General features: G+C 54.3%; 26 protein-coding genes and 4 pseudogenes. 12 read left to right on the top strand and 18 right to left on the bottom strand.

What is annotated here, in order from left to right:
- Positions 1 to 21: 21 nt before the first annotated feature.
- Positions 22 to 195 (top strand): annotated as a pseudogene (locus V8L70_RS18055) (JAB domain-containing protein); the annotation flags it as partial.
- 1160 nt (positions 196 to 1355) lie between these two features.
- Here the strand turns inward: V8L70_RS18055 and V8L70_RS18050 are convergent.
- Both V8L70_RS18050 and V8L70_RS22965 read right to left on the bottom strand, forming a co-directional pair.
- A complete protein-coding gene (locus tag V8L70_RS18050; protein ID WP_101146411.1) occupies positions 1356 to 2387 on the bottom strand; it encodes a plasmid replication protein in 1032 nt (343 codons plus the stop codon).
- Between the two features lie 33 nt (positions 2388 to 2420).
- Positions 2421 to 2660 (bottom strand): annotated as a pseudogene (locus tag V8L70_RS22965) (histone-like nucleoid-structuring protein, MvaT/MvaU family); the annotation flags it as partial.
- A gap of 886 nt (positions 2661 to 3546) precedes the next feature.
- On the opposite strand from V8L70_RS22965, the gene V8L70_RS18045 reads away from it, so the two are divergent.
- The 4 genes from V8L70_RS18045 to V8L70_RS18030 are packed head-to-tail and all read left to right on the top strand — an operon-like array spanning position 3547 to position 5916.
- Positions 3547 to 3882, top strand: a complete 336-nt coding sequence (locus tag V8L70_RS18045; RefSeq protein WP_101146408.1) for a hypothetical protein — start codon at positions 3547 to 3549, stop codon at positions 3880 to 3882.
- Positions 3867 to 4823: a tyrosine-type recombinase/integrase gene (locus V8L70_RS18040; RefSeq protein WP_101146407.1), complete on the top strand. Its 957-nt coding sequence runs from the start codon at positions 3867 to 3869 to the stop codon at positions 4821 to 4823. The genes V8L70_RS18045 and V8L70_RS18040 overlap by 16 nt, the downstream gene beginning before the upstream one ends.
- Positions 4820 to 5188, top strand: coding sequence for a hypothetical protein (locus V8L70_RS18035; protein ID WP_101146406.1), 369 nt, complete (start codon positions 4820 to 4822; stop codon positions 5186 to 5188). The genes V8L70_RS18040 and V8L70_RS18035 overlap by 4 nt, the downstream gene beginning before the upstream one ends.
- Positions 5185 to 5916, top strand: coding sequence for a hypothetical protein (locus V8L70_RS18030; RefSeq protein WP_101146405.1), 732 nt, complete (start codon positions 5185 to 5187; stop codon positions 5914 to 5916). Before V8L70_RS18035 ends, V8L70_RS18030 begins: the two co-directional genes overlap by 4 nt.
- A gap of 54 nt (positions 5917 to 5970) precedes the next feature.
- On the opposite strand, the gene V8L70_RS18025 is transcribed toward V8L70_RS18030, so the two are convergent.
- The 7 genes from V8L70_RS18025 to V8L70_RS17995 form a co-directional block, all read right to left on the bottom strand.
- Positions 5971 to 7032 carry a YaaC family protein gene (locus V8L70_RS18025; RefSeq protein WP_101146404.1) on the bottom strand — a complete coding sequence of 354 codons (1062 nt, stop codon included), beginning with the start codon at positions 7030 to 7032 and terminating at the stop codon, positions 5971 to 5973.
- Positions 7033 to 7142: 110 nt separating this feature from the next.
- On the bottom strand, positions 7143 to 8156 hold the full coding sequence (locus V8L70_RS18020; RefSeq protein ID WP_101146403.1) for a hypothetical protein: 1014 nt from the start codon (positions 8154 to 8156) through the stop codon (positions 7143 to 7145).
- 88 nt (positions 8157 to 8244) lie between these two features.
- Positions 8245 to 8526 carry a helix-turn-helix domain-containing protein gene (locus V8L70_RS18015; RefSeq protein ID WP_008958302.1) on the bottom strand — a complete coding sequence of 94 codons (282 nt, stop codon included), beginning with the start codon at positions 8524 to 8526 and terminating at the stop codon, positions 8245 to 8247.
- Between the two features lie 5 nt (positions 8527 to 8531).
- On the bottom strand, positions 8532 to 9695 hold the full coding sequence (locus V8L70_RS18010; protein ID WP_101146402.1) for a ParB/RepB/Spo0J family partition protein: 1164 nt from the start codon (positions 9693 to 9695) through the stop codon (positions 8532 to 8534).
- Between the two features lies 1 nt (position 9696).
- Positions 9697 to 10473 (bottom strand): ParA family protein, encoded by a 777-nt coding sequence (locus tag V8L70_RS18005; protein ID WP_035557937.1) that lies wholly within the window; start codon positions 10471 to 10473, stop codon positions 9697 to 9699.
- A gap of 197 nt (positions 10474 to 10670) precedes the next feature.
- On the bottom strand, positions 10671 to 10943 hold the full coding sequence (rdgC, locus tag V8L70_RS18000) for a recombination-associated protein RdgC (protein WP_101146401.1): 273 nt from the start codon (positions 10941 to 10943) through the stop codon (positions 10671 to 10673).
- Positions 10944 to 11009: 66 nt separating this feature from the next.
- Positions 11010 to 13982 (bottom strand): Tn3 family transposase, encoded by a 2973-nt coding sequence (locus tag V8L70_RS17995; protein WP_101146400.1) that lies wholly within the window; start codon positions 13980 to 13982, stop codon positions 11010 to 11012.
- A gap of 232 nt (positions 13983 to 14214) precedes the next feature.
- Between V8L70_RS17995 and V8L70_RS22960 the strand changes: the two genes are divergently transcribed.
- Positions 14215 to 14337, top strand: a complete 123-nt coding sequence (locus V8L70_RS22960) for a hypothetical protein (RefSeq protein ID WP_422822249.1) — start codon at positions 14215 to 14217, stop codon at positions 14335 to 14337.
- Positions 14338 to 14497: 160 nt separating this feature from the next.
- Here the strand turns inward: V8L70_RS22960 and merR are convergent, their stop codons facing one another.
- Positions 14498 to 14962, bottom strand: a complete 465-nt coding sequence (merR, locus tag V8L70_RS17985) for a mercury resistance transcriptional regulator MerR (protein ID WP_063091985.1) — start codon at positions 14960 to 14962, stop codon at positions 14498 to 14500.
- Between the two features lie 244 nt (positions 14963 to 15206).
- On the opposite strand from merR, the pseudogene V8L70_RS17975 reads away from it, so the two are divergent.
- Both V8L70_RS17975 and V8L70_RS17970 read left to right on the top strand, forming a co-directional pair.
- Positions 15207 to 15989 (top strand): annotated as a pseudogene (locus V8L70_RS17975) (ISL3 family transposase); the annotation flags it as partial.
- Between the two features lie 165 nt (positions 15990 to 16154).
- Positions 16155 to 16316, top strand: coding sequence for a hypothetical protein (locus tag V8L70_RS17970; protein ID WP_157826481.1), 162 nt, complete (start codon positions 16155 to 16157; stop codon positions 16314 to 16316).
- Here V8L70_RS17970 and V8L70_RS17965 read toward each other — a convergent pair.
- The 7 genes and pseudogenes from V8L70_RS17965 to V8L70_RS17940 form a co-directional block, all read right to left on the bottom strand.
- Complete coding sequence (locus V8L70_RS17965) at positions 16307 to 16684, bottom strand: YkvA family protein (protein ID WP_101146399.1); 378 nt, start codon at positions 16682 to 16684, stop codon at positions 16307 to 16309. The genes V8L70_RS17970 and V8L70_RS17965 overlap by 10 nt on opposite strands.
- An 18-nt stretch (positions 16685 to 16702) precedes the next feature.
- Positions 16703 to 17182 (bottom strand): MFS transporter, encoded by a 480-nt coding sequence (locus V8L70_RS17960; protein ID WP_198556036.1) that lies wholly within the window; start codon positions 17180 to 17182, stop codon positions 16703 to 16705.
- 27 nt (positions 17183 to 17209) lie between these two features.
- On the bottom strand, positions 17210 to 17731 hold the full coding sequence (locus tag V8L70_RS17955; RefSeq protein WP_232774823.1) for a hypothetical protein: 522 nt from the start codon (positions 17729 to 17731) through the stop codon (positions 17210 to 17212).
- Positions 17732 to 17887: 156 nt separating this feature from the next.
- Positions 17888 to 18025: pseudogene (locus tag V8L70_RS22955) on the bottom strand (zf-HC2 domain-containing protein); the annotation flags it as partial.
- On the bottom strand, positions 18018 to 18602 hold the full coding sequence (locus V8L70_RS17950) for an RNA polymerase sigma factor (protein WP_085682206.1): 585 nt from the start codon (positions 18600 to 18602) through the stop codon (positions 18018 to 18020). The gene V8L70_RS17950 and the pseudogene V8L70_RS22955, both read right to left, overlap by 8 nt.
- 73 nt (positions 18603 to 18675) lie before the next feature.
- Positions 18676 to 20067, bottom strand: a complete 1392-nt coding sequence (locus V8L70_RS17945) for a cytochrome D1 domain-containing protein (protein ID WP_336270290.1) — start codon at positions 20065 to 20067, stop codon at positions 18676 to 18678.
- Between the two features lie 291 nt (positions 20068 to 20358).
- Entirely contained in the window at positions 20359 to 21033 is a 675-nt protein-coding gene (locus tag V8L70_RS17940) for a MerR family transcriptional regulator (protein WP_198556035.1), read from the bottom strand.
- 164 nt (positions 21034 to 21197) lie between these two features.
- On the opposite strand from V8L70_RS17940, the gene merT reads away from it, so the two are divergent.
- Genes merT through V8L70_RS17920 form a run of 4 tightly spaced genes read left to right on the top strand, consistent with a single transcriptional unit; the run spans position 21198 to position 23512 of the window.
- A complete protein-coding gene (gene merT / locus V8L70_RS17935) occupies positions 21198 to 21560 on the top strand; it encodes a mercuric ion transporter MerT (RefSeq protein ID WP_085682208.1) in 363 nt (120 codons plus the stop codon).
- A gap of 13 nt (positions 21561 to 21573) precedes the next feature.
- The gene (gene merP / locus V8L70_RS17930; protein WP_085682209.1) at positions 21574 to 21870 is read left to right on the top strand and encodes a mercury resistance system periplasmic binding protein MerP; all 297 of its coding nucleotides are present in this window, start codon (positions 21574 to 21576) and stop codon (positions 21868 to 21870) included.
- Between the two features lie 5 nt (positions 21871 to 21875).
- On the top strand, positions 21876 to 23279 hold the full coding sequence (gene merA / locus V8L70_RS17925; RefSeq protein ID WP_085682210.1) for a mercury(II) reductase: 1404 nt from the start codon (positions 21876 to 21878) through the stop codon (positions 23277 to 23279).
- 20 nt (positions 23280 to 23299) lie between these two features.
- Positions 23300 to 23512: a hypothetical protein gene (locus V8L70_RS17920; protein ID WP_223305241.1), complete on the top strand. Its 213-nt coding sequence runs from the start codon at positions 23300 to 23302 to the stop codon at positions 23510 to 23512.
- A gap of 161 nt (positions 23513 to 23673) precedes the next feature.
- Here the strand turns inward: V8L70_RS17920 and V8L70_RS17915 are convergent.
- Positions 23674 to 24015: tyrosine-type recombinase/integrase (locus tag V8L70_RS17915; protein WP_336270287.1), on the bottom strand; the 342-nt coding region annotated here is incomplete at its 5' end.

The raw sequence follows: 24015 nt of genomic DNA, 5'->3' as shown, positions 1-24015 counted from the left end.
TAGCCACTTCAGAATGCTTCCGCCGTATTGTTGTGTCACAACCATCCTAGCGGTAGTCCTCAAGAGAGTGATGCTGATCGTCAGATTACGAAGAAGCTGCAAGAGGCTTTGGATGTGATCGACGTAAAGGTGATAGACCACATTATTGTGGCTGGCACCGAGCATGTCAGCTTTGCAGAGAGGGGGCTGATATAACTTCAACGGTTATGCCGTTTTCATGGCCTCACCAGCATTCCAGCTGGTGAGGCTTTTTTATGGGCTATCCTTTAATTGTTAAACCTGCTGTGATGTTGATACTGCTCTTCTAATGGCCCACAAAGAAACTCGGTGGCTTGGGGGGTGTTAGGAAAGGCTGGTTAATATAAAAAGGTTAAAGGGTTAAGGCTGGGTTAAAACAGGGTTACGAGCGAGTAAAGAAGCATCAAACCACTGAAAAGTATGCATTATCTTTCAAAAACCGATGCAACGTCCCCACCGCTTGCTATGCAACATTCCCACCGCTTGCTGTGCAACATCCCCACCTGGGGCTCAAAGTTATCCTCCTGATGTCCACAGAAAACGTCTTTTTGTCCACATTTTGGCTCATTTAGGCACCATCTGTGCAACATTCCCACCTGCAAGATTTAAGAATGATAGGTTGACATGGCCAATTCGATCCGCTTTACATCAACTGTGCAATATACCCACCTACTATAGGGGACTAAATCGCTGGTCAGAAAACAACCTGTGCAGTGTCCCCACCGAAACCGTGCAACATTCCCACCTATAGAACGGTACTTTTCCACAGGCTTACCCACAGTAAATGTGGATACGTTGACTGTTATTAGAGCACATTTATACCGTTACCATTTTAAGCTGATCAATTCAGTAGCTTGGCTTCTCTATCATCAGATTGTTACTGATCAACAATCCCCAGCCAGGGAAGGTATGACGCTTTTGAGCACGCTGGCCGAGCATTAGAGGCCTGTCGCGGCAGCTAATGGTGCAACGTTCCCACCTACGTTTGCCCCACGAGCTGCACTCTTGAACGCCTACTGTGGTGATGGCAGTGTGCTTTATTAGGGTGGCTTGACGTTGGCCACGCTCATTGGGCGGTGTGATCGAGGAGGTCTGGAAGCGGCCATCTGTGCAACATTCCCCCCAAAGATGACTCACGCTTGGCTTGCTATGAGAACTGATACTGCCGTGCCTCAATAGTTTCTGCAGCACAGCACCAGGGTTCCGATCCACGCTGGCTGAGGGCTTGAAGGGGCGCCGAGTCATCCATGTGTGCAACATCCCCCCTACGCAGTAAATGCGATCTACATGCATTCAATGAATCAGAATTCGCAAAGAGCAAATAAGGGAATAATATTTTAAAGAGATGTTTCGCGAATAGAATGTAAGTCTTTCTTTAACCGTATTGAGTTACTTTTGTAATTTGCACGTTTAACGGTTTTAACAAATTTATCTGTTGGATAAATCGCGTAATATATATCAACAAGTTTTTTTCCTTCCGTGATTCGCTTCGCTTTATAACTAGCTATAACCTCATGCTCAACGAGTACGTCAAGGGCAATCTTCATGGCTCGCACATTACTGCCCATGCGATCTGAGAGGCCGCGAGGGCTGCCTGACAGGTAAGGAACGAGGTGTGGAGTATAGGGATCATTGGCTGATGCCTGGCTCCAGTAGTGGCTCATTCGCTTATGCATGTACCGGGCAAGAGGACTCTTAATCGCCATCGAAGTGCTATAGTCATATAGCCGGAAAGTTTGTTTAAGAATGCTCTCAGTTACTAAAGGGTTAAACTGTACGTAGCATTTAGTATCGCCTTCGCGCATCTGAATATCTTTTCGCGTGGTTAGGCCGACCATAGGAAAAAAGCTAGAAGAAATAACAGTTTCATTATCATTTGTGACCGTTTCAAGCTGTGCGCCACGGCAAACAAGAATAGCCTCTTTTATCTCGCTGAGTTTGAACTCATGTTTATTCCGGCGTAACTCAGCACGCAACTCGTAGAAAGTAAAAAGCACACCGACTTTACCATCGATCATGACGCTTCCGCCATTAACCGCCAGTTTTCTTAAAGCGTCTTCTATAATCTCTTCACGCTCACCAGGGTAAACTAGCTCATGTTTACCATTGCTATTCTCGATAATAGCTGGCTTAACTTTAACCTTTATAACGCGTTCGCCTATACGGCATTCGCGCTCTCTTACCGCGCTGTTAAGGTCTGTGAATCGACGACGCTTCTCCAGAGAATATTTAGGCAATGCATCGTAAATGTCGATGCTATTGCTATAATTTTTGTCCCGGCTATCGCTCAGGCTGAATAGGTCAAGCTGAGGCGGCTTATTAACCGAAACAGCTTGTATGTCCTTGTCTTTATTGCTATCGCTGGCCATCTCTAACCTCTGTCAGCCTACAGTAATAACCTGCTATTTCTCTTCGACAAGCCAAGAATCAACGACCTCGGCACCGTGCAGATCCTTCCATGCCCTCAGGGTTTTATGATTGCCGCCTCTTATTTCGACAATCTCCCTATCATAAGGATTGCGGTATACCTTTATCTTTCGCTTTTTACGTCGAGCCGGAGACTCGCTTACGCCTTTTTCAGCATTAACCAATTTAATAACGTCCAAGGCTGTTCTATTATAATCAACTATTAACGTTTTTAAGCGATTAAAAAAGCACTTTCACGCTTGAAATCTTCTCGACTCTTCGATTCTCAACCGATATTAGTTGCTCACGAAGAGACTCCGATTGCTCCTGCAGCTGTTGGTATTCAAGCAATATAGACATGTGCTTCCAGACAAGGCAATGTAAAAGTGTGCAAAGCACATTTTGTAGCTAACGCGGCTGTATGTCAACGATATGCGACCGTTGACAGTGACCGATAAGCTATCGCAAAAAATTCTCTCCATGGAGGTGCTTTGCCCAAAAAATACCCTTTATTTCGCAAAATCCACGGGCGTTGACCCTGCCAATAGGCTAGATTTTGCGTACAGGCTTGTTGAAAATGGCATTTTGGTTGTAAGAATACTTATAAAACAGTGTGTTAAGATAATATTTTCCGCTTTCGAGTGATGCTATTTTCACACTCAAAATTGCAATTGAACTGGCGCTTTATTTCTCTACTTATTAAAATAGTTATTTAAGAAAGTAGAGAAGGGCCGTGAACCCTAGTAGGCTGTATGAGAGTCACGTGAATAACGCTCTGCTGAATGAATTTGAAAGCAATCTACAAAATTGCGGTCGTCACCGACACCCTCGTACTGATCATAGACTAGGATGGCCCACGAATGGTCATCAATGATGCTCAGCGGGTCATCAGTCGAATCGCAGCTGATTTAGGTGGTCTCGGCAAACGACGGATCTTTTACCGGGATTCGGGCGGCTGGTTCACTAGGTTGGGCGTCGAAGCTGGGGAGTTCAAGGGATTATCACCATGTACCGGTCACCAGGAAGAAGTTTTCGCCTATTGGTGCCAGGATGCGGCTCAGCCGCAAGGCCGATACTAGCCCTGACCAAGGGAAAGAATCACAACCATAAGAGAGCAATTGGATGTTCGATCACTTGATTATGCCACCTCGAGCAGGATATGTGGTTATCACTACCAACGACTTCATGGCCATCGTCCGCGATACGGGCGATATTGTTAGCGTCATAGAGGACGCCGACGCTGTTCTTGAGCACTTGAGCTTAACGCTCCCGGGCGGGCTGCGTCGCCAGCGAGTCTACGTCGAGTCGTCACCAGGCTCATCAGATTTTCACGAGCTGTTGCATGCAGGCGGGGATTTGCTCGATATAGTTGCGTGTTCTGCTGACCAGGCTGATTATTTGCAGCAACACGTTGCCGGTTTAGAAGGAAGGGAGCGCCGGGAATGGCTGATTCACTGACGATTATTCCTCCGTCCGGCACTGGTAGCCTTGCTGTAGCATCAAATACCTTGGCAGAGGCGAAAGGAAACCCGGCGCTCTCTTATCTCATGGGGCTCGATTCCCGCAGAAGCCGGGTGACGATGCGATCGCACCTTCAGCAAGTTGCACACCTTAGCGGCGGTCATGACATTAAGAGTTGTCCGTGGCATCTGATCCGGCGCGAACATGTGCGCTCGATCATCGAAATGATGAGTGAGCTGGGCAAGGCGCCAGCGACCATCAATACAGCATTGTCTGCGATGAAGGGTGTGGCGCGTGAGGCTTGGGTCGCCGGTCGCATGGACAGTGAGAGTCATCATCAGATAAGCGATCTCAAGTCTGTCAGAGGCTCGAGGTTGCCGAAGGGCGTACACCTAGATGATGTGGCGATCCAAGCCCTTTGTTCCGCATGCGAAACAGACGAGACTCCCAAAGGGGAGCGGGATGCCGTGCTACTCCACTTACTGGTCAACACGGGGCTGCGTCGATCGGAGAGTGTATCCATAGACCTCGAGATGATTGACCGCGGCCGGCAATCGATCAGGATTTTGGGCAAAGGGAACAAGGAGCGCCTCGTCTTTCTGCCCAATGAAACGTTCCTGAAGGTCGCGGCATGGCAAACCCGGTTGGGTCGGGATGTCGGCCCTCTGTTCCCTCGAGTGCGCCGCCATGGTGTGATTACTGATCTTCGAATTACTGACCAGGCTGTGTACTTCATCATTAAAGAAAGGGCTGCTCAGGCGGGCATAAAGGAATGCGCACCGCACGACTTTCGTCGCACCTTCGCTACGAATTTGCTGGATAGAGGGGTCGACGTTCTCACCGTGCAATACGCTTTAGGCCATACCAACCTAGTCACCACACAACGCTATGACCGAAGTGCGGAAAGGCGCCTGGAGGAGGCGATGAAAGGGATATGACACAACAGAACAGGGCTTCACCCCAAGTCATAGGTGTCATCCAACGCCTTGCTAACAGTGACATAACGTTCAACACCAGCCACGATGGCCCAGCTGGAAAGGTAACCGTGACGCTAACGCCAGGTCAGCTCGAGGTGTTCTGGTGCGATCCGGCTGCAGCTTTTGCCAGTGTCTATGGTATTACCCGGGGAGACTACCTCGCCTGGCAAGCAGCCGGGTACATGGCGCAGTGTGCCGAGCTGACCACAAAGGGGCGGCAATGCCGGAACCCAGTCCATGGTGGCCATCTTGTAGCAACCCCAGATCGATGGGTAGCCATGCGCGGCAACTACTGCCTAATTCATCAGGAAGGGGTCAGCAAATGACTGGTCAGAGAGAAGTAAGCGGTTTATGGAGCACCGGACCTCTCTACTCCCGTCACCCTGCGACCGACCTTCGAGATGTTTTCGTTGGTGGGAAGAACCCCAGCCAAGCGGAAAGTGATTTCGAGAATGGCATCGCTCGCATGGGTGGGTTTTGGCGCCAGCCATCTTATGTGGGGGCCTATCTGACTGCAGCCTCTTTGCTCGTTGAGCAAGGGCAGGCACGTGGTAGCTTCGATGAGATAGGATTACCAGCTTTTTATCTTCAGCGTCACGCTGCGGAGTTGATTCTTAAAAGGCTACTACAGTGGTGTTTTGAGATTATTGAATGTCGGAATCAGATCAAACCTGGGCAGGCTATTACGATTACAAATCGGCATCGCCGTTCGCTAAATGATGAGCATGACCTGCGGAAAATTCTGAATAGCCTGAAAAAGGCAGCCAAGCTAGCCGATGAGAAAATTCCTCCAGAGTGCTTGGCACAGCTAGTTGAAACCATCAGCTCTGTGGAGGCTTCACCGCACTGGTCCCGCTACCGAGTTGATTCTCGCAGCACACAGAAGAAGCTATGGGAAACCACGGAGATAGTTATTCCAGTGGCAAGCCTTCAGACCCAATTGGATCTTGTCGCCAGTGACGTGCTGGCGCGTAGCCTTGAGCAAGAATGTTATGAAAACGCGCTGTATAGTACCTGGGCAGGGTTGACGTCAGCCTTAGAGGGACCACAGTAGCCAGCTCAGTCAATCAGCTTGTCGGCTATTCATATCGTACCTTGACATGAGTTCTCATGGGGTTCGTATGGCTGGTCGCCAAAACTGGAACCCTGTAATTTCCGACGCCATCTGATCAATGAATTGATCCGCTGAATTTGTCATGAACTCCGTGATTAGCCAGTTCGATGAGCCGTAGAGGTGTCTTTCTAGGCCATTAGGATCGTAACGGGCTAGTTCGCTCAGCCGATGCATCGCAGCAAATATAATGGTAAGACCGTGGCGCTCAGATGGCGGATTACTGCTCAGATTCCGCTTGATGTACCACAGGTCGCGATTCCCAGAGATAGGAACTATGATTCGACGGGTCTTGCTGTGATATGTGCCTAGCCGTTTTTGGGCCAGTAGTTTTTCAGCCTGTGGGGCTTTACCTCGCCACCAGTTGAAGCGCTTTTTTCGGCGAATATATGTTTTTCCCTCCTCAGTGAACCATTCAAAAGAGTGAGGGATATTTCTGAGCATCCGCCCATCTGCATACCTGGGCGACACTTCAGCTTGGAACCAGCATTCACGAGCCTTGGGATCAGGATGTTTTACGTAGCAAGCACTTTCTAACGGAATGAAGAGCTCGGGGGCTGCCCTGAAAGTATGCAAGAATGCTCTATGCACAAAAGGGACATTCCAGAGCAAGTCCTTGAGGTTATACTTTTCGGTGGCGTGTGTGACGGTGCTTTCCCCGAGGTACGTACACAAAGCAGGCAAGATACCGCCAGACTTAAAAGTTATGGCTTCGTTCGCCAAGCTAGCCTTGGCTTTCGCTGGCCTATCTCCGGTAACACCATGATTCTCTGCATGCGTGGCGCCTCGAACCACAAGGAGAGCTTTGGTTGCGTTCAGGAATGAGTAATAAAGGGATAGTGGCGAGGCCTCAACATCCATATACTTAGCGGCTTCATGAAACCTTCGTGCCTGTGACCAGAAGGATAGTGCCTCACTCTTATTCTGTCGCTTAAGCCAAAGCTCTACGAAGCTCCATGGGTCTCTTGTGAGTACACTCTCCGATACAAAGTCAGGGTGGTTGATAGCTTTGTGCATCCATACCCGACGATTGCCAATTTTTATGTTTTCTGCAAGCACTTTCGCTCCTTAAGAGGCTTTCCTGCGGGTTAGTAGGCTACAAATTTGCGGTATGGTTGGTCGTCATCAGCCGTAGCGGAGCCTTTTAAGGTAGTTTCGGTCTCGTTCATTCATGATTTTAGCTTTCGCGGGCCTTTGAATCTCATCAGTTCCTGGCTCAGCATCATGCCAGAGGTTACACCCACCAAGCCAATCCCTGCTTTGATCGGCCACTCATGATCAAACGTTAACAGCAGTAAACCTGCAAATAGCAGGAAACACATGACTGCAATATTGCGCTTCCAGTCAAGACGATATATTTCGAGATCATGACAATGAAAATATTGCTCCTGACTGTCCCTGGCCTTTCGAGCGAGAAGAGCCTGCAGGTCAAGAGTTCTATCCCTTTCCTTCCGTGTTCTGGCTGGTCGATGAAGCCGGCGCTCATAAATCGCCAATCGCACCATCTCTTCTTCAGGTAGATGCTCTATATTCTGCCACCTCTCTGTCGATACGCCGTAAGCATCAAGTATTTTCCGAGCAAGGTTCGGACGCCGCAGAACCTGGATGTAGCGACCATCGAGCATTGCTAACCATTCGTCACGATCATCGCTGGGCTCAATTATCGTAATTCGAGATGGGGCCGGATAACCAGCTTCCTGAACCCACGCTGCTATAGCCGGTTGATCATGCGATCGCATAAAAGCGACCCTGTGTTTTCCCTCATGAGCAATGAATAGCCCAAGTGGCTTGTACCAGATATATAAGGCGTTATCCCTTGAGCCAAAGTAGGTCGCGTAGCGCTCGATTCTTTTCACCACCTCCTCTGCTGGCACGTTCTCAGGAAGCCCTTTGATGCTTGCCCCAAGGACATGTTTCGGATCTACAAAGGCTCGATAAGCCTGTCCATTCTGGTCTTCCCAGTTTAAAAAAGGTATCAGCACTGCCATTAATGAATCTGGGTGTAGTGCGCAGGTTCCTCGATCATTGTCCCCTATGTCATTAAGCAACGGTTGCCCAATTGTCTTACGTGCGTATCTATCCAGTTCGACCTTCAAAGTGGCAAGCTCTTTAACTACATCTTCATGACCAATTGAAGCAGGTTGCTTGATGAGACTCCGTGGGGGTTTATCGGATTCAGTCACTGCTGATGACTCCGTGTTGACTGGCACAGAAAGGTGGGGCTGGTTTGAAAAAATTCGGGGAGCTATATGCTCCCCGGGTGTCAGTTGGCTAGGAAGTGCTGTCTCCAAAATGCACTCGAAAGGAGTTTGGGTCCAAGATTCCCCAGCCTTCGAGTGCGTAATAGCCCATTGCACCTTCAGGTGAGCTAGGGTCACGAATAAAGAGGATTTTTACCTTAAACTCTTCCCGGATCGAAGTCAGCTGCCGTTTAACCGTGCCAGCCGGGATGCCCGTAGCCTCAGAGATGTCCTGAAGGCTTGGGCGATCCATGTGGTCAATAGCACGGATGATGTCGTATTTTCGCTGTGTGTCACGCGATAGGCTCGGCATAGAGGTCAGTCCTCACCCTCGACACCAAGTAGCTGAACGTCAGAGACCCTTACCCTCAGTGTGTCTTTTTCATCATCATCTAGCCGAACCCAGCAATAGCCAGTCTCGCGATCGATACGATCAGTCTGTAGCAAGCCGCTACGTAGTGCGCCCTTCACGGTCACGCTTACCACGATACGAGCCCGGGTGGGCTCCTTTGCCATTACTGGCGCAGGTGTTTCAAGTTCGACGACAGCCGCCTTCTTGGGCTGGGGTTGCTCGATTTTAGTGGCCGGTTTGGGTGTCGGTGGCTCTTTCTGTGCAACATCCCCCTTACCAGGAAAGGAGCCCTCTCCCTCGGAAATCTGAGGTGGTATTTCAGGCCGGCCGTCATCAGTAGTGTCACCCTTGGCAGTCTCTCCGGCAGAGGGGGTTGAGTCGAATCCGCTAAGTGGTGGTTGGCCATCCTGCGACCCTAGAGCTGGCACCTGAGGCTCCATGGGCGCTGTTCCAGGATCTTCAGGCAGGGTGCCATCCTTCGCCTGTTTCAGCAGCTCACGGCAGGCCTTCCGGCTAATCCCGTCTATCAAAGCCTTTTCACAAATGCGTTCTGCAATCTCAGGCGCAATCTGATATATCTGCCTGAGCGAGTTCAACGATTCTGGGTCAGACGTAACATCTTCCTCGTAGAGCTTCTGCACGCATTCCGGGAGCTTGAGCAGCGATAGGTGCTGCGAGATGTAACCACGCGACTTGCCTAGACGCTTAGCCACATCAACGGCCTTCCACCCACCATCAATGAACTTCTGAATCCCCTTGGCAATCTCCATCGGAGTCAGGTTCTCTCGCTGGATGTTCTCGATCAGCTCGCCGGCTGTCTCGTCCAGCTCGTTCTGGTCTTTTTTATTGACGATCGCCTCAACCGGTACGCCAGCCTGTTTACAGGCACGCCAACGACGCTCACCTTTCTGAATCCGATACTTACCGTTGGCATCTTTAGGAGATACGATGATCGGCTGTTCCTGACCATGCGACTTAATTGAGTCGGCTAGCTCCTCAATGCCGGCGAATTTCTCGCGGACCTGGCCATCCTTCGGCACCACTTCTGCTGTATCCAGCACCAATACTTCCTTGGCGCCTTTTGAGCGGCGTGAAAGGCTCTGTAGGTTGTCTAGTTTTCCTAATGCCATGTCAGCCCACCTTTTCCATGAGTTCTTCGATCACTGCACGGATTTCTTTCCCTGCCTCTCGTGCCGATGTCTTTTTTATGCTCCAAACGGGTACGCCGTTGAGGTTGGCCACGTCGAGTTGGCCTCGAACGCCAATCTCAGACTTGTAGACCAGATCCGGCACTGCCTTGCGAAGCTCATCTCGTGTGATCATGTCCTCCTCGAAGCCACGCTTGAGGTTATTGATCACCATCCCGGTATTTTCCAGCTCGGGATTCAGCTCCTCCTGAACGCTTATGATCGTGTTCAGCAGACCCTCTACGCCATCCAATGCAAATCCGCTCACTTGTACTGGACAAATGACATGGGTAGACATAGTAAGTGCAGCTACCAGCTTACGGCCCAGACTAGGGGGACAGTCGACCAGCACATAATCGTAGTTGTCCAGTATGCCGCTAGCCTTCAGGTTTGTGATCGGGTTCACAACACAGTTCAGCGGTAGGGACTCAATCTCGGACAGCTCAGGATCGTTCTTGGTGGTCCAGATCAGATCCATTCCTCGCACGCATTTCATCGGCTTGATTTCATGCATGTTCTCATCGAACAGCCTGACTGAGGGAGTGCCTGTATAGGTTGCCTCATCGCTCTGGCTCAACCGGCTAGAGGTGTTGCCCTGCGGGTCGAAGTCAACTGCTAGTACGCGATAGCCCGCCTCCACGAGGTAGAAGACTGTTTGAAGACAAATGGTCGATTTTCCGACCCCGCCTTTCTGATTGGAGAAACTGATTATTTTGGTCATGGTGTTTCCGGTAGCCGACCTGGAAAAGACAGGTTGAGAATGTCCTTTTGCAAACAGTGGCGATCCTTGCCAAGTTACGCATGCGAAACATGATAAACCACATAAACTGATACGGCAAATAGTATAAAATGCTCTATATGGCGCATAAAAACGCCTGGACGGAGCCAGGTCAAACGCAGGATATGTATGGGTAGGTTTCAGGCTGCTTTAGATGCCTGAACAGCTTTTTCAGTGGCATCCTCTAGCGTAGGGACAACTTCACCCCCCAGTAGGGTGATCAGCTCCTCAGCAACGGCCGCAAGAGCTGGGATGTGAATATGAGCATCCGTATCAAAGTTTGATGCTTCATCATCACCCGAGTCAGCCTGCTCAAGCAGTGCGTCATCGAATTTGATCTTCTTTAGGGCTAGATCATCCAGAAGCTGCATCGCCAGCTGGCCTTTCCGAGCAATCGAGAGCGCTGAACAGATGCGGCCACCCGAGGGTCGGCAACGATTCTGACGAAATCCTCCAAAATGTGCCTTAACCTATTGTATTTAAATTATTTTGGCGTTGTAGCTCATGGGTGAAACCTGCCGTTCAAAATCAAGCGTATAATCGCCAAATCGGTTGATATGGTCCGTGCGGTATGGGGCCAATCCTTTGAGAATATCGTGATCAATATGATGGCCGCGATCCTTGAGATCTTTAAGGGTTAACGTCATCGACTCCACATTGTGAAGAATGACCAGGTTGGCCACCAAGTGGTTATATTTGATCACCTTCCGTTGCTCGTGGCGGATATTCTCGGCGATCACCCCCTCGCCGCCGAAAAATAGCCATTTTACGAACTGGTTGAACTCCTCCGTTTTGTTCGTCTCCGCATGAATGGTTCGCCGCAACTCCACGCTGCCAATGTAGTCCAGAAGAAAGGTTGTCCGAACTACCCGCCCCAGTTCCCGGAAAGCAAAGTAGAGTTTATTCTTGAGGCTTGCGGTACCTAAACGTCGCAATACCGTGGACGGTGCTATTTTCCCTGCCTTTATCGATAGCGCCACCCGGAGCATGTCGGGCACATGGGTTTCGATCAGTTGCCAGTTAATGGTTTCGCTGAACAAGGCATTGATGTGCTCATACCGTTGGCGTTTGTCAGGCTTGTAGAACACCAGCTGCTTCAGATTCCGGATGCGGGGCATCAGGTTGATACCCAGCAGGTAAGCCAACCCGAAGACGGGCGCACTTTGCGCCTGAGTATCGCCATGCAAGGTGTCAGGCTGGATATCGGAATCGTTTTTGATCAGCCCGTCAAGGATGTAAATGGCCTCATAAACGCCGCAAGGGATGAAGTGGCTGAACAGCGCGATGTATTTGTCGGAGACGTGGTAGTAGCCCACCCCGCCGTAGCCACCGTACCGTATGTGGTATTCCGATAGCAGATTCTGTTCGTACAGATTCCATTTTGTGCCATCGGCGGCAGCCCGCTGGCCAGTTCCCCAGTGTCGCGGCAGCCGGTAGCGGTTGTAGGCATTGATAACCTGCACAATGGCCTGCTCCAAGCGCTCTTCGGTGACGTGCCGCAGGTTGAGCCAGGACACCTGCCGGCGATTAAGTGTCGTGATGGATCGGGCGGTCTGAGTTGGCCCGAGATTGCAGCCATAGCAAAACAAGGTCGAAACAAAGCGGGTACGTGGGTCTTCCAGCTTGCTCTCAAAACCGGAAAGTGGTCCAAAGCGTTTGTGGAGCCCCAGCCATTTTTCGGCTTCCACCAGGATGTCGAGAATATTCTTTTCGGGCAAATTCTGGGATAACTGTTTGTCAATTTCGGCCAGCCCATCGGGAGGCGCTGTGCGACGGTGCTTCCGGATCACCAGCTCTTCACCATTGAAGACGGCGTATTCATTCTCCGGGAAGTTACGGTCAATGCGGTCCGCCGTTTCGCTCAAGCGTGAGCGGGCCTGCGCCACAAAAGCGGCTGGGTCGGATGCGATATCAACCATCGCACTGTAGTCCGCTATTTGGGCATCATAGACACTCCAATCCACGAGCTGATCGCGGTAGTCGCTGTACTGGTCGCTATTCGCGACCGCGAGATCGCCGGAAATCAGTTCACGCTTCACCTGCGTTAGTACGCCCAGCTCGAAATACTTCCGGTAGACCATACCGGGCAGTAGCTGGCTTGACCCGGACCCCAATATGAGACGGCGCCAACGCTCCGGTAGCCAGGACACGTCGACGGGTTGAGTGCTGAGCACAAGGCATTCCTTGCGGCTGTGCCGGTGCTTTTTCAGAGTCGCAATCGCCTCAATCAAGGATTGATCGTGGCTGGTTGCCGTCAGATCCAGTAGTTCAAGGCAATTGAATAGCAGGGGGCGTAACGGGCGATAGGGTTGCAGCATAAACGGGATGAAGTTATTGCCAGCATAGGCCATGTGTTCCTCACACTCGGCCAGTAATTCATCAGGGTCGCTCTGGATGGCAGCCGCCACTCGGGCACCTCGCTCGGAATCCGTCGGCGCTTCCTGAACGGCGGTCAGCACGTCACGCAGTTGAGCGACCAGTTTGTCCATCCGTTTCATGTGATCCAGATGATACTGGTTCAGGTTGGCTTCCGCCTTAGTCTTGATGTTGCGCATCTTGCGGACAAAGATGTCGACGGCATCGTCCATTGCGCGACGCAATTGGGCATGGACCAACAGAATCATCAAGGCATAGCGTTTGGTGCTTTGCATAGCCTTGATGTTGGCCGCGCCAAGCGCTCGTGCTTCCAGTATGAAGTGGTGATACTTGGCGGCTGGAATGTGATCAACAGCGGGCAATCGTTGACACCAGCCCTGAAGCCATTCCAGGTGCTGAAGATACTTCTTCACTTCCGTATTGGTCGGCTTTTTGGGTTCCTGTTTCAACTTATGCCAACTGGTATGAGGGGAATCATCCGGCACTTGCAGCAACTGGTCAAATTCGTTTTTTTGATGCGCTGTCAAACCCACATTGAGCGTCCGAAAGTAACCGGTATTGACCGTGCTGCGAGCCTGACGCGCGGTCCGTTGCAACGTTGAAAAACCCGGTAACTCAAAACGCTGGCGCACCAGCTCTTCAATCACCACATTGATGATGTCCGCCAGGTCCTGCTTGGTGGTGGCCGCTTCACGCGCTAGTTCCCGTACAATTGCCTTGCCTTCAACGGTGAACGCCTTGATGCCCACCTGTTGACGAACCGTCTCCAGCATCCGCTGACGGGCGCCGCCATTGCGGTCGTAGACCCTGAGCTGGCTCAATGCGAGATGTGAAAGGTCGTCGCACGCCAGAATGTGCGTTGTAATGGATTGGGGAACGGCTTTGAGATGGACAAAGTAGCCCAGACGCTGCACTGTTTTCAGGAGAATGAGTAGGGCGCCACGAGCAGCCGGAGTTCGACCGTGCTTTCGGGCAAAGGATCGTTCCTGGGTAGAGGGTGTATAAATTTCTGCCAGTTCTTGATCCGAGACCACCGCCTTCAATCGCGGATAGGCGGTTTCATGGAGGCTACTCATACGCAGTCCTTCGCTATGGGGTTCCAGTGAAAGGCATTAGCCCACAGTACTTTCGCTCTTGAGGGGGGCATTGCTTATAGTAGGCAGCAATTCGTCAAGACCAAAGGAACCGCCCGTTATTTTGTGAACGCCACGCTCGCTTTACGTTACGGGATTATTCGGTCATCGATCGCCGGTTCCCCGATTTATTGAATCGTTACACCACACCGCAGACTGATTCGAGCTATGGCCATTGAGCATCTTTCCCCCCCCACTGATCATTCACACCTACCAACGCCTTTCTAGTGCCCAGCTAATCGCTCTGGCAGGGACCGGGCTAACGACGGTGGCGCTGGCGCCGCTGGCCCATGACTGACGGGCGGCAGTGCGGGCCAGGTGCTCGGCATTGCGCTGGCCCTGAAGATGATTGCCTACGCCCTAATAGCACCTCTGTTTGGGGCTGTTGCCCAAAAACTTCCCCGCCGTACTCTGCTGGTCACACTGGACATTCTGAGGGCCTGCGGGGTTGCCCTTTGTCACTGAGGTTTGGCAGGGGGCCCACTCTGGCTAGGGTAGGTACAAAATTTTCGCCCAACCCCTTCATGTAATGACGCAATTAAGGGGCACGAGATATTGCCCTCTTGGGCGCAGCACCGATCAACCATGGCGCTCAGTAAAACCTCAATTTGCTGTAGCTTTTCGATCTTCCCACGTACGTCGTGCAACTTGCGCTCCGCGAGAGTGCTGGCTTCCTGGCAGTGGGTGCCGTCTTCGAGTCGGAGCAGGTCGCTGACCTCATCGAGACTGAAGCCTAACTGCTGCGATGTTTTCACAAAGCTCAACCTGCCGATATCGCTGGGACCGTAGCGTCGAATACCCCCGAGAGGACGCTGGGGCTCAGGTATTAACCCACGTCGCTGGTAGTAGCGGATGGTCTCAACTGAGACGTTCGCCGCCTTAGCCAGCCCCCCGATGGTCAATGAGTTCATTTCATCCGGCATTTGCCTTGACTCCGTAGTTGACTACGGCCTCAAGCTTAACCTATCGAACAAGGCCGTAGAAGGTGTAATTGCAATATCAGAGTTGAATTCCGAGTCACAATCCGGTCGCGAGTCGTTAATCGCAGGCGGGGTTGCAGCCTGCTCGCGTCGGCCTGCTGTCTGGGCACCTTGGCCCTGATCGCCCTGGGGGGTTCCGGTGCCTGGATCGGCAACCTGGCGAAGTCTGCGAGGTACCGCAAGTGCGCACCGCTTCGAGACACCCCGCTACCTAGGTATCGACGAGCTGTACCTGAACCGCCGCTACCTCTGCATCCTGACCAACCTGGAGGAGCGTACCTTGTTAGACCTGCTGCCCGGTCGTCAGCAGGAGGCAGTGACGAAGCGGCTCATGAGCATGACCGAGCGCGACAAGATCGAGATCGTCAGCATGGACATGTGGAAGCCATATCGCCGTGCCGTCCAGGCGGCGCTGCCACAGGCCCGCATCGTGGTCGATAAGTTCCATGTTGTGCGTATGGCCAACGAAGCCCTGGAGAAGGTCCGCAAGGGGCTCAGGAAGGAGCTGAAGGCCAACCAACGCCGAACCCTCAAGGGTGACCGGAAGACCTTGCTGAAGCGGGCTCACGACGTCTCCGACCGCGAACGTCTCATCATGGAAACCTGAATGGGGGCCTTCCCCCAGCTCCTGGCAGCCTACGAGCACAAGGAGCGGTTCTACCACATCTGGGACTGTGCCAGCCGGCGAGATGCTGAGCAGGCGCTGGCTGCCTGGATTGACGACATCCCAGTCACCAATGCCTTCACGGAGTCGATCAACCGGCTGGCCAAGGACAAGAACCGCGATGGCCGGGGCTACTCATTCGAGGTGATGCGGGCCCGGATGCTCTACACCACCAAGCACAAGAAGAAGGTGCCGCAGACCAAGGAATCCCCCTTCCTGGGCAAGGCCACCATGACCTACGGCATGGGTCTACCCGAGCCCGAGAAGAACTTCGGTGTCGATCTATCAACCTTCTGGGAAAATTAAGATATCGGTGGGCCTACAGGGATCGTCAACCAATTAATCCGGATACCCATTTTCTAATGGCCACAGCTTGACCGTATCTCAAATGAGATGCGCAATAGCGTCATGTATGACACTCGGATAATTTATCATGGCTCACACTTCAATGCTGGGTAACGGAGGACGAAGGTGAGCAACAATTATGCGGTCACCATTGTATGTGCTGGCCTGGATGATGTTCTCCGGGGTAAATTCTTGGAGAGCGTGCGCGGCCCCCAGAATTGGGCAGTGGCCAGCGTCATCCGCCAAGTACAACTCGCCCTCCCGGTGTTTATAATTAATCACAAGTAGATGGCGCTTAGAAGGGCTGCACAGACGATCCATAGGGTGATAAATACCCCCGCTGCCATGCGGCTTACCGGACGCTCGGTGGCTTTGGCGGCGGTTTCTCGGTGCTCGCTTATTACCTCTGGCGGGATAAGCCTCACGACCAGCATGATTCCGAGCGGCACGATGATGATGTCATCCACGTAGCCGAGCACGGGAATGAAGTCGGGGATCAAGTCGATGGGCGAGACAGCATAGGCCGCGACAACCACCGCAAGCGCCTTTGCGAACCACGGGGTGCAGGGATCACGAGCGGAAAGCCAGACCGCGTGTACGTCACGCTTGATGGTTCGTGCCCATTGCTTGGCGTTCGAAACCAGTTTTATTGTCATAGTAAGTGTCTCTGTACGCTACGCATTACGGACGCGGAGCATAGCCAATGTCCCGGCCGCCATCAGCAGGGCCGCCAAGCCAAAGCCGAGAGTCGGCGAGACTGCGGTCCACACCAAACCGACCGTGGCGCTGGAGACGAACTTGGCCGTCCCGTTGACCGTCCCCAGCGCACCATAGCTGATCATCAGGGTGTCGGCCTGCACCATTTCGGCTGTCACCGTGGACTCCAACGCTTCCTCGACAGTGACGTACAAGCCAGCGACGAAGAAGATGACGGCGAGCAGCGGCACGCTGTCTACCGAAAGCCAGAAGGCCAGTGCTGTCAAAACGGCCGTGAGCGTTCCCAGAACATACCCGCCGACCAGCATGGGGAGATGGCCGAGGCGATCCGCCATAGCGCCGACCGGGTAGGACATCGCGACCTGCACTTGCCGACGGTGGTCATCGGTGCCATGAATTCGTGACAAACCTGATTTTGATTCAGTGTAGTAGGTCATGGTCAAATAATCACCGTTGACAGCAAGTCAGGAGGCCCCCGTCGTGGCTTCGCTTACCGCCGGCATATTCCCGGCTGGCGCAACCACCAGCAATCCCGAGTCCTCCATGGGTAGCCCGAGCACCTCCAACTGATCGGCCCGGGTACGAAAGTCGCCGGCTCGGGCCACCGCCTGTCGCACATCCGGATCCCGGAAGAATACGCGCTCCGAGATACGATACTGGATGACTAGGCTGTTGCCCTGGCGCATGGCGTACGCCTGGGCAGGCTCGCCCCCCACTCGGGTCATCCAGGTTGCCAGCACCCGGCTGTTTGCCCACGGCAATGGCGGAGACACTTCCGAGCTGCCGGCCTGGATAGGCAGTTCCTCAAGGGCGACACGCTGATAATCGTTCAGCACGTCACTGACCATGGGAATCCTGTTGATATTATCCGGCGTCACGCTGGGCATCAGCAGTACCGCTGCCAGTACCAGGGCGACGGCCCAACCGCCACTGCCAATCACAACCGACGGGCGAAGGCTGCTCAGCCAGCGTTTCAGATTCGTCATGCGGCGACGACCGGATGGGCCCTTGCCACCGACGGGGGCGTTCGCAAGGGCGATATCGAGCCGCCCGTCAAAATCGGCGGACAGTCCCGGAGTGGGTATCATCTGCAGTCGTTCGGAAAGAATTCGCTGACGTTCAACATCGTGTTGGCAGGTCTCGCATCCAGCAAGATGGGCCTCGACCAGGGCGGTGTGATGCTCATCCAACTCACCATCGGCATAGCCCGCCAGCCAATCCTGGATTTCGGCGTGCAGGTCGGACCATTCGTGGGCGTCTGTGTTTTTGAGATCACTCATGGGAATTCACCGATGTGTATTTTGTGTGGCTGGCAGCCAGGGACCTCGGGCTTGCCTTGATCAGTCGCTTAACGAGCAGGCGCCGCGCGCGTGACAGGCGACTCATGACCGTCCCCGGTGCCAGGTCCAGAATTTGTGCGATATCCTGATAGCTCAGCTCCTCAAAGTCCCGCAACAGAATGACCTGCTGAAAGCTGTCCGGCAGGGCGTGAACCGCAGCCATGACCTGCGCATCGCTCTGGTTTTTCAGGAGCTGATCGAAGGGGCCCGGGGCACTGCAGGGATACTCATTCAACACCGCGTCACCGGTGGTCAGCACCGGAGCCAGTTGCTGCCGGCGCCCATCCCGCCGATAGTCATCGGCAACCACCCGGTTGAGAATCCTTAGCAGCCAGGCGTAGGCCGCCACGTGATCGTCCAGTTGGTCAAAGTCCCGCCAGGCCCGGAGCAAGGTCTCCTGGGTCCAGTCCTCCGCCATTTCCTGTGAGGGGGCCTGGCGTTGCGCAACACCGTACAGGCGGTAGCGCCAGGGCCGTACCAGTGTGTCGAATTGCTGCCTGCTTCCGGTGCTGCGCATGGGGCTGCCCGCTACCTATTTATGGTCACTTCACTGGAGGACGTCACCGGGTCGCCTTTTATTCCCGACTTTTTTATGGATTGCCCGGTACCGCGAGCCAGAAGGGGAACTGGCCTCCAACCGGCTCCCGGCGGACCACCTCGAGGGACTGGGTATCAATAACGGCAATGTGGTTATCCGCCGTGACCGACGCGTAAATGAACTGGCCATCGCGGCTTGCCCGAACGCCGTGGGGGCCAACGCCCACGTCGACATTTTTGACAATTTTAAGGCTCTCGGAGTCGATTATAGTGACCACGGACGCAGAAATCGCACCGGTTGCGACGTATTGCTCGCCAGGCACCACGTCGATGCCGCCATGGCCACTACCCACTTTAAAAGTTTTCAGCATGGTTTCGCTAGCCAGGTCCAGTACCCCCACGTTGCCGGTAAAGTCGCGCAGCCATAGCCGTTGACCGTTGGCGCTGATGTCAATGTTGTGAGGCGTCTTGAGACCCGGAGTGGGGATCTGACGCTGTTTTTCCAGGGCCCGCATATCCACTACCGCCAGCGCGCCTTCGCCCTGCAGCGTGACGTAGGCGAGTGTGCCGTCGGCGCTGTAAACGAGGTTGTGGGGTACCTTGCCCACTGGAATTTTCCTGACCAGTTCAAGGGTATTCATATCGATCACCGCAACGTCGCCTTGGGTCGGCGCCACGGCGAGGCCGTAACGGCCATCCGGTGAGATTTTTACGCCCTGGGCCACCTCACCGATCGGTACGCTGGCCATCACCTCACCGCTGGCGGTATTCAAAACGTAGACATTGCCGGTTTTGAAGCCGGACACCATCAGCCGGGAACCATCAGGACTCAGGGCATTGTAGTGAGCGCCCGCGACGCCGGGCCAGGCCTGCTTTGAGGGTAGGACTTTCACGATGCCGCTGTTCTGGACCGCCACATACAGAGGGTCGCGAATGGACTTTTCCAGGCTTAGTTCGGGCGCCGACCGCACGGGAGTGGCTTTGGTCCGCGACTGCTCAGGCGATTGGCCCAGCAGGGTCTGCCGCAGCTGGTAAACATCCTTGCCGGACAGGTCCTTACCCGCAATCGCTTCGATTTCTTCAGGGGTGTAGGGCTGAAACTCACCAGCAACCCGCTTTTCATTGCCGAACGCCGTCAGCACGTAATTCAGCACATCCGCCATTTGCTGGTTAGTGAGCGCACCGCCCCAGGCCGGCATGTTGCCGTTGTAGCTTGTGCCGTCGACTTTGATGGGGCCGGTCAGGCCGTACTGCAGCACATGCCCCAGATAGCGGCGGCCACCGATACCGTCAGTGGCATTGTACATTTGAGCGGTGTGGTTTTTTTGCGGGGGAAACGACCCCGGTATGCCTTGACCCTGAGCCTGATGGCAGGCAGCGCACTGCTGGTTGTACACCTCGCTGCCGCGCTCAAAGCGGGTGTTTTCCGCCGCGCTCACGGGCACACTGACACTGAGCAGGGTTGCGGCGACGAATGATGTGATGGCATGGGGGATCGGTGGACGCATATTACAAACTCCAAAGGCTAAAAGAAGTTCGGCCGGACTCATGTGCTGGCAAGACCTCTTGCCAGCAAAGCACCGGTCGAAAACGATCTGTGAAGCCAAAGGCGTCACCGGGCCGGGATTTATTCCCGAAACTTTCGGCCCGGCCCCCTACCCGCGGACCAAGGCTCAACGAAGGCCAGTAACCCGAGGCTCGCGGCCAAGGGCAAGGCCGCCGAGAATTCCAAGGGGTTATTCTGTCGTGTTCATGATGTTTGCGGAGTACCCCGCACCACGCACAGCCTCCGCAAGTTGTTCGTCCGAAATCCTTGATTCGTCAACTGCCACCCGGGCTTCACCGCTTTCATGGGAGACGGAACACCCCTTGACGCCGGTTTGCTGTTCGAGAACATGACGAACAATTTCCTCGCACCCACCGCAGTGCATGCCGCCGATTGAAAGCCTGATTGTCTGCATGTCTGTCTCCTCACTTATGATCGGCTCGCCTGTAGGCCCCGCATTCTGCTCCAGGGCGTCAAATATGGAACAACACTGCAACGGCCCCTGTCCGGGACAACAGTCCACAAGTGCCGCCAGCCCCTGGCGGATTCGCCGTAACTGTTCAATTTTCTGGTCTACGTCGTGCAGCTTTGCCATCGCCCGCTGGCGTACATCACTTGCGTCTGCCTGGTTGCTTTCGGCATCACGCAACGCGAGCAGCTCAGCGATCTCACGCAGTGAGAAGCCCAGCTCTTGCGCTCGACGAATAAAATGCAGTCGCCTTACCGTGGCGTCCGAGTAAATCCGATAGCCACCTTCCCTGGGACGTGGCGGCTGTTCAATGAGCTTGCGGCGTTCGTAAAAACGAATCGTCTCGACACCAACACCCACCACGTCAGCCACTTTGCCAATGGTCATGTCTGTCATGGCAGAACTCCCACCCAGTAGATCCGAATAATAAGATTAGTGCCCGTACCACGGTACGGGGTCAAGAGTGCTGAACATTTTATAGGAGTGTGGGGCTTGACTCCGTAGCCGACTACGGAAGTATTTTGAAGATAGCCAGCAAAGTCATGAAAGGAACCGTCGCAATGTCAGAGTTGAAATCAGAGTCCAAATCCGGTCGCGGGTCATTAATTGCAGGCGGGGTCGCAGCATTGCTCGCATCGGCCTGCTGTCTTGGCCCCCTGGTCCTGATCGCCCTTGGTGTTTCCGGTGCCTGGATCGGCAATCTTGCCGCTCTGGAGCCTTACCGGCCGTGGTTTATTGGTGCTGCTCTGGTGGCGATGGTCTTTGCCTGGCGTCGGATATACCGGCCTGCACAGGATTGCGAGCCGGGCGAGGTCTGCGCAGTACCGCAAGTGCGCACCGCTTACAAGATCACTTTCTGGATCGTCGCGTTGCTCGTACTGATCGCGTTGGCATTCCCTTTCGTCTTACCGTTATTTTACTGAGAGGCCATACACCATGAGAAAGTCCCTGATCACTGCCGTACTGTTTACGCTGTTCAGCATGCCTGCCTTGGCGGAGCAAAAGACGGTGACCCTGTCTGTTCCCGGAATGACCTGTTCGGCTTGCCCGATTACCGTCAAAGCCGCTCTCAAGAGAGTTGATGGGGTGAGTTCTGTCCAGGTCCGCTATGAGGAACGTGATGCGACGGTTACTTTCTACGATGACAAAACCTCTGTCGACGCAATAACTCAAGCCACGACCAACGCGGGCTACCCGTCCACACTGATACAGTCCGGGGCGAAACAGGAGTAGTGTTTATGAGTGATAACGATCTGCACATTGCCGTGATTGGCAGTGGTGGCAGTGCCATGGCCGCCGCTTTGAAGTCGGCGGAACGCGGAGCCCGAGTGACGCTGATCGAGCGTGGTACCATCGGTGGCACTTGCGTCAATGTCGGCTGCGTGCCCTCGAAGATCATGATCCGCGCCGCTCACGTGGCCCATCTGCGCCGCCGCAGTCCGTTCGACGAGGGCATTGCGGCAGTCGAGCCGACCATTGACCGGCCCCGGTTGCTGGCCCAGCAACAGGCCCGGGTCGATGAGCTTCGTCGCGACAAGTATGAGGGCATTCTCGACGACAATTCGGCGATTACTGTCCTGCGGGGTGAGGCCCGTTTTATCGATGCCAATACAGTGCAGGTTACTACACCTGATGGTACGGAACGCGAGGTACGCTTTGACAGAGCGTTCATTGGTACCGGTGCGCGGCCTACCATCCCCCCGGTTCCGGGCCTGTCCGATACGCCGTACTGGACGTCCGCCACGGCACTGGCCAGTGACACCATTCCGGATCGACTAATTGTCATTGGGGCATCCGTCGTGGCAGTGGAGCTGGCACAGGCGTTTGCCCGACTGGGCAGCGAGGTGACCATCCTGGCGCGCAGTCGACTGTTATCCCGGCAGGACCCGGCTGTTGACGAGGCCATTCAAACCGCGTTCAAAGCCGAGGGTGTCAAGGTTCTGAATGACACCCAGGCGAGCCAGATCAGTTATACCAACGAGGAATTCGTGCTCGACACGAACGCCGGGGAACTGCGGGCCGATCAGCTGCTGGTGGCCGTGGGACGCACACCGAACACAGACAGGCTGAACCTGGAGTCTATCGGCGTCGAGACTGATCGCGGGTCCGTTATCGTCAATGAGCAACTCGAGACCCGGGTGCCGGGCATTTACGCTTCCGGCGACTGTACCAATCAGCCCCAGTTTGTTTATGTGGCGGCAGCGGGTGGTAGCCGGGCCGCGATCAATATGACCGGCGGCGATGCCCGCCTGGATCTCAGCGCCATGCCGGAGGTGGTCTTTACCGAGCCACAGATTGCAACCGTCGGTTTATCCGAGGCCGACGCCGAGGCAAGTGGCTACGTCACCGACAGCCGTACCCTGACCCTCGACAATGTGCCACGGGCCCTGGTCAACTTTGATACCGGAGGCTTCATTAAAATGGTCGCGGAACGTGAAAGCGGGCGGTTACTGGGTGTGCAATCCGTGGCGGGTGAGGCCGGCGAACTGATCCAGACCGCGGTGATGGCGCTACGCGCCCGCATGACCGTCAACGAGATTGCCGATGAGCTGTTCCCGTACCTGACGATGGTAGAAGGTTTGAAGCTGTGCGCTCAAACGTTTACCAAGGATGTCAAACAACTATCCTGCTGCGCGGGATAAGGCAAGGCCCCGTGAATGATATGCGAGAAATCGTGAATCGGCTGGGCCTGACCGGAGAAGCGGAGGCCACGCTTCATGTGGCGCTATTGCGTGAGCTGGTCCAGGGTCGTCCTGTCACTCTTAAGCGGCTTGCAGCGTCGCTCAACTGGACGACGGACCAGGTGGTGCAGGTGCGGGAACAGCTGCCTTGCGGAACCGTCGAGTATGACGGTCAGGGGTTGGTCGGTTCGTAGCTAATCTGGGCCCAACCGGGCGCCCTTTCTCACCCAATGTGGTCCCACTGCTCAGGATAATTGCGGGCCCAACAGATTAGCTTTGTGAGCCACTACAGATACCTGTTCATCGTATTCTGAGTGCTTCCGGGCAGCGTAGCCAGCCGCGACCACACTCACCATTAGTCGGTGTCCCGGATCAACCTGGCGACTTTGGTCAGTAAGGTGTTTGCGGCGTTGTCCGTAAATTGCTGTCCTTCCTCGATGTAGCCCCGCACCGTCCCGTCATGCTTCCAGCCACCCTGGCGCTTGATCTGCGCAAAGTCGACCTTTTCCCGCGCGGCGGCGGTGGATAGACCGCGCCGGAAGCTGTGACTGCTCAGGGTCGGCACGAAGTCCAGGCCGCAGGTTTCCCCGAGCGCCTTCAGGATACGGTTCACTGACCCGCCTGAGAGGGCTTGGGGTTGCAACCGATCCCAGCGATTGACGGCTCGAAAGACGGGTCCTTCGTGAATGCCCGCGCG

It is taken from the genome of Vreelandella arctica, assembly GCF_037070215.1.
In the GTDB taxonomy this organism is placed as follows: Bacteria; Pseudomonadota; Gammaproteobacteria; order Pseudomonadales; family Halomonadaceae; genus Vreelandella; species Vreelandella arctica.
This window is presented reverse-complemented; position numbering and strand designations above follow the sequence as displayed.

Bases quoted from the DNA above. Each gene is read 5' to 3' on its own strand.
- V8L70_RS17995 (WP_101146400.1), bottom strand. From the start codon at position 13,982: ATGAGTAGCCTCCATGAAACCGCCTATCCGCGATTGAAGGCGGTGGTC.
- V8L70_RS18050 (WP_101146411.1), bottom strand. From the start codon at position 2,387: ATGGCCAGCGATAGCAATAAAGACAAGGACATACAAGCTGTTTCGGTT.
- V8L70_RS17960 (WP_198556036.1), bottom strand. From the start codon at position 17,182: ATGACCTACTACACTGAATCAAAATCAGGTTTGTCACGAATTCATGGC.
- V8L70_RS17940 (WP_198556035.1), bottom strand. From the start codon at position 21,033: ATGACAGACATGACCATTGGCAAAGTGGCTGACGTGGTGGGTGTTGGT.
- merR (WP_063091985.1), bottom strand. From the start codon at position 14,962: ATGCCGGATGAAATGAACTCATTGACCATCGGGGGGCTGGCTAAGGCG.
- V8L70_RS18030 (WP_101146405.1), top strand. From the start codon at position 5,185: ATGACTGGTCAGAGAGAAGTAAGCGGTTTATGGAGCACCGGACCTCTC.
- V8L70_RS17955 (WP_232774823.1), bottom strand. From the start codon at position 17,731: ATGACGAATCTGAAACGCTGGCTGAGCAGCCTTCGCCCGTCGGTTGTG.
- V8L70_RS18035 (WP_101146406.1), top strand. From the start codon at position 4,820: ATGACACAACAGAACAGGGCTTCACCCCAAGTCATAGGTGTCATCCAA.
- V8L70_RS18040 (WP_101146407.1), top strand. From the start codon at position 3,867: ATGGCTGATTCACTGACGATTATTCCTCCGTCCGGCACTGGTAGCCTT.
- V8L70_RS18045 (WP_101146408.1), top strand. From the start codon at position 3,547: ATGTTCGATCACTTGATTATGCCACCTCGAGCAGGATATGTGGTTATC.
- merP (WP_085682209.1), top strand. From the start codon at position 21,574: ATGAGAAAGTCCCTGATCACTGCCGTACTGTTTACGCTGTTCAGCATG.
- merT (WP_085682208.1), top strand. From the start codon at position 21,198: ATGTCAGAGTTGAAATCAGAGTCCAAATCCGGTCGCGGGTCATTAATT.
- V8L70_RS18015 (WP_008958302.1), bottom strand. From the start codon at position 8,526: ATGCCGAGCCTATCGCGTGACACACAGCGAAAATACGACATCATCCGT.
- merA (WP_085682210.1), top strand. From the start codon at position 21,876: ATGAGTGATAACGATCTGCACATTGCCGTGATTGGCAGTGGTGGCAGT.
- V8L70_RS17920 (WP_223305241.1), top strand. From the start codon at position 23,300: ATGCGAGAAATCGTGAATCGGCTGGGCCTGACCGGAGAAGCGGAGGCC.
- V8L70_RS18005 (WP_035557937.1), bottom strand. From the start codon at position 10,473: ATGACCAAAATAATCAGTTTCTCCAATCAGAAAGGCGGGGTCGGAAAA.
- V8L70_RS17950 (WP_085682206.1), bottom strand. From the start codon at position 18,602: ATGCGCAGCACCGGAAGCAGGCAGCAATTCGACACACTGGTACGGCCC.
- V8L70_RS17965 (WP_101146399.1), bottom strand. From the start codon at position 16,684: ATGACAATAAAACTGGTTTCGAACGCCAAGCAATGGGCACGAACCATC.
- V8L70_RS18010 (WP_101146402.1), bottom strand. From the start codon at position 9,695: ATGGCATTAGGAAAACTAGACAACCTACAGAGCCTTTCACGCCGCTCA.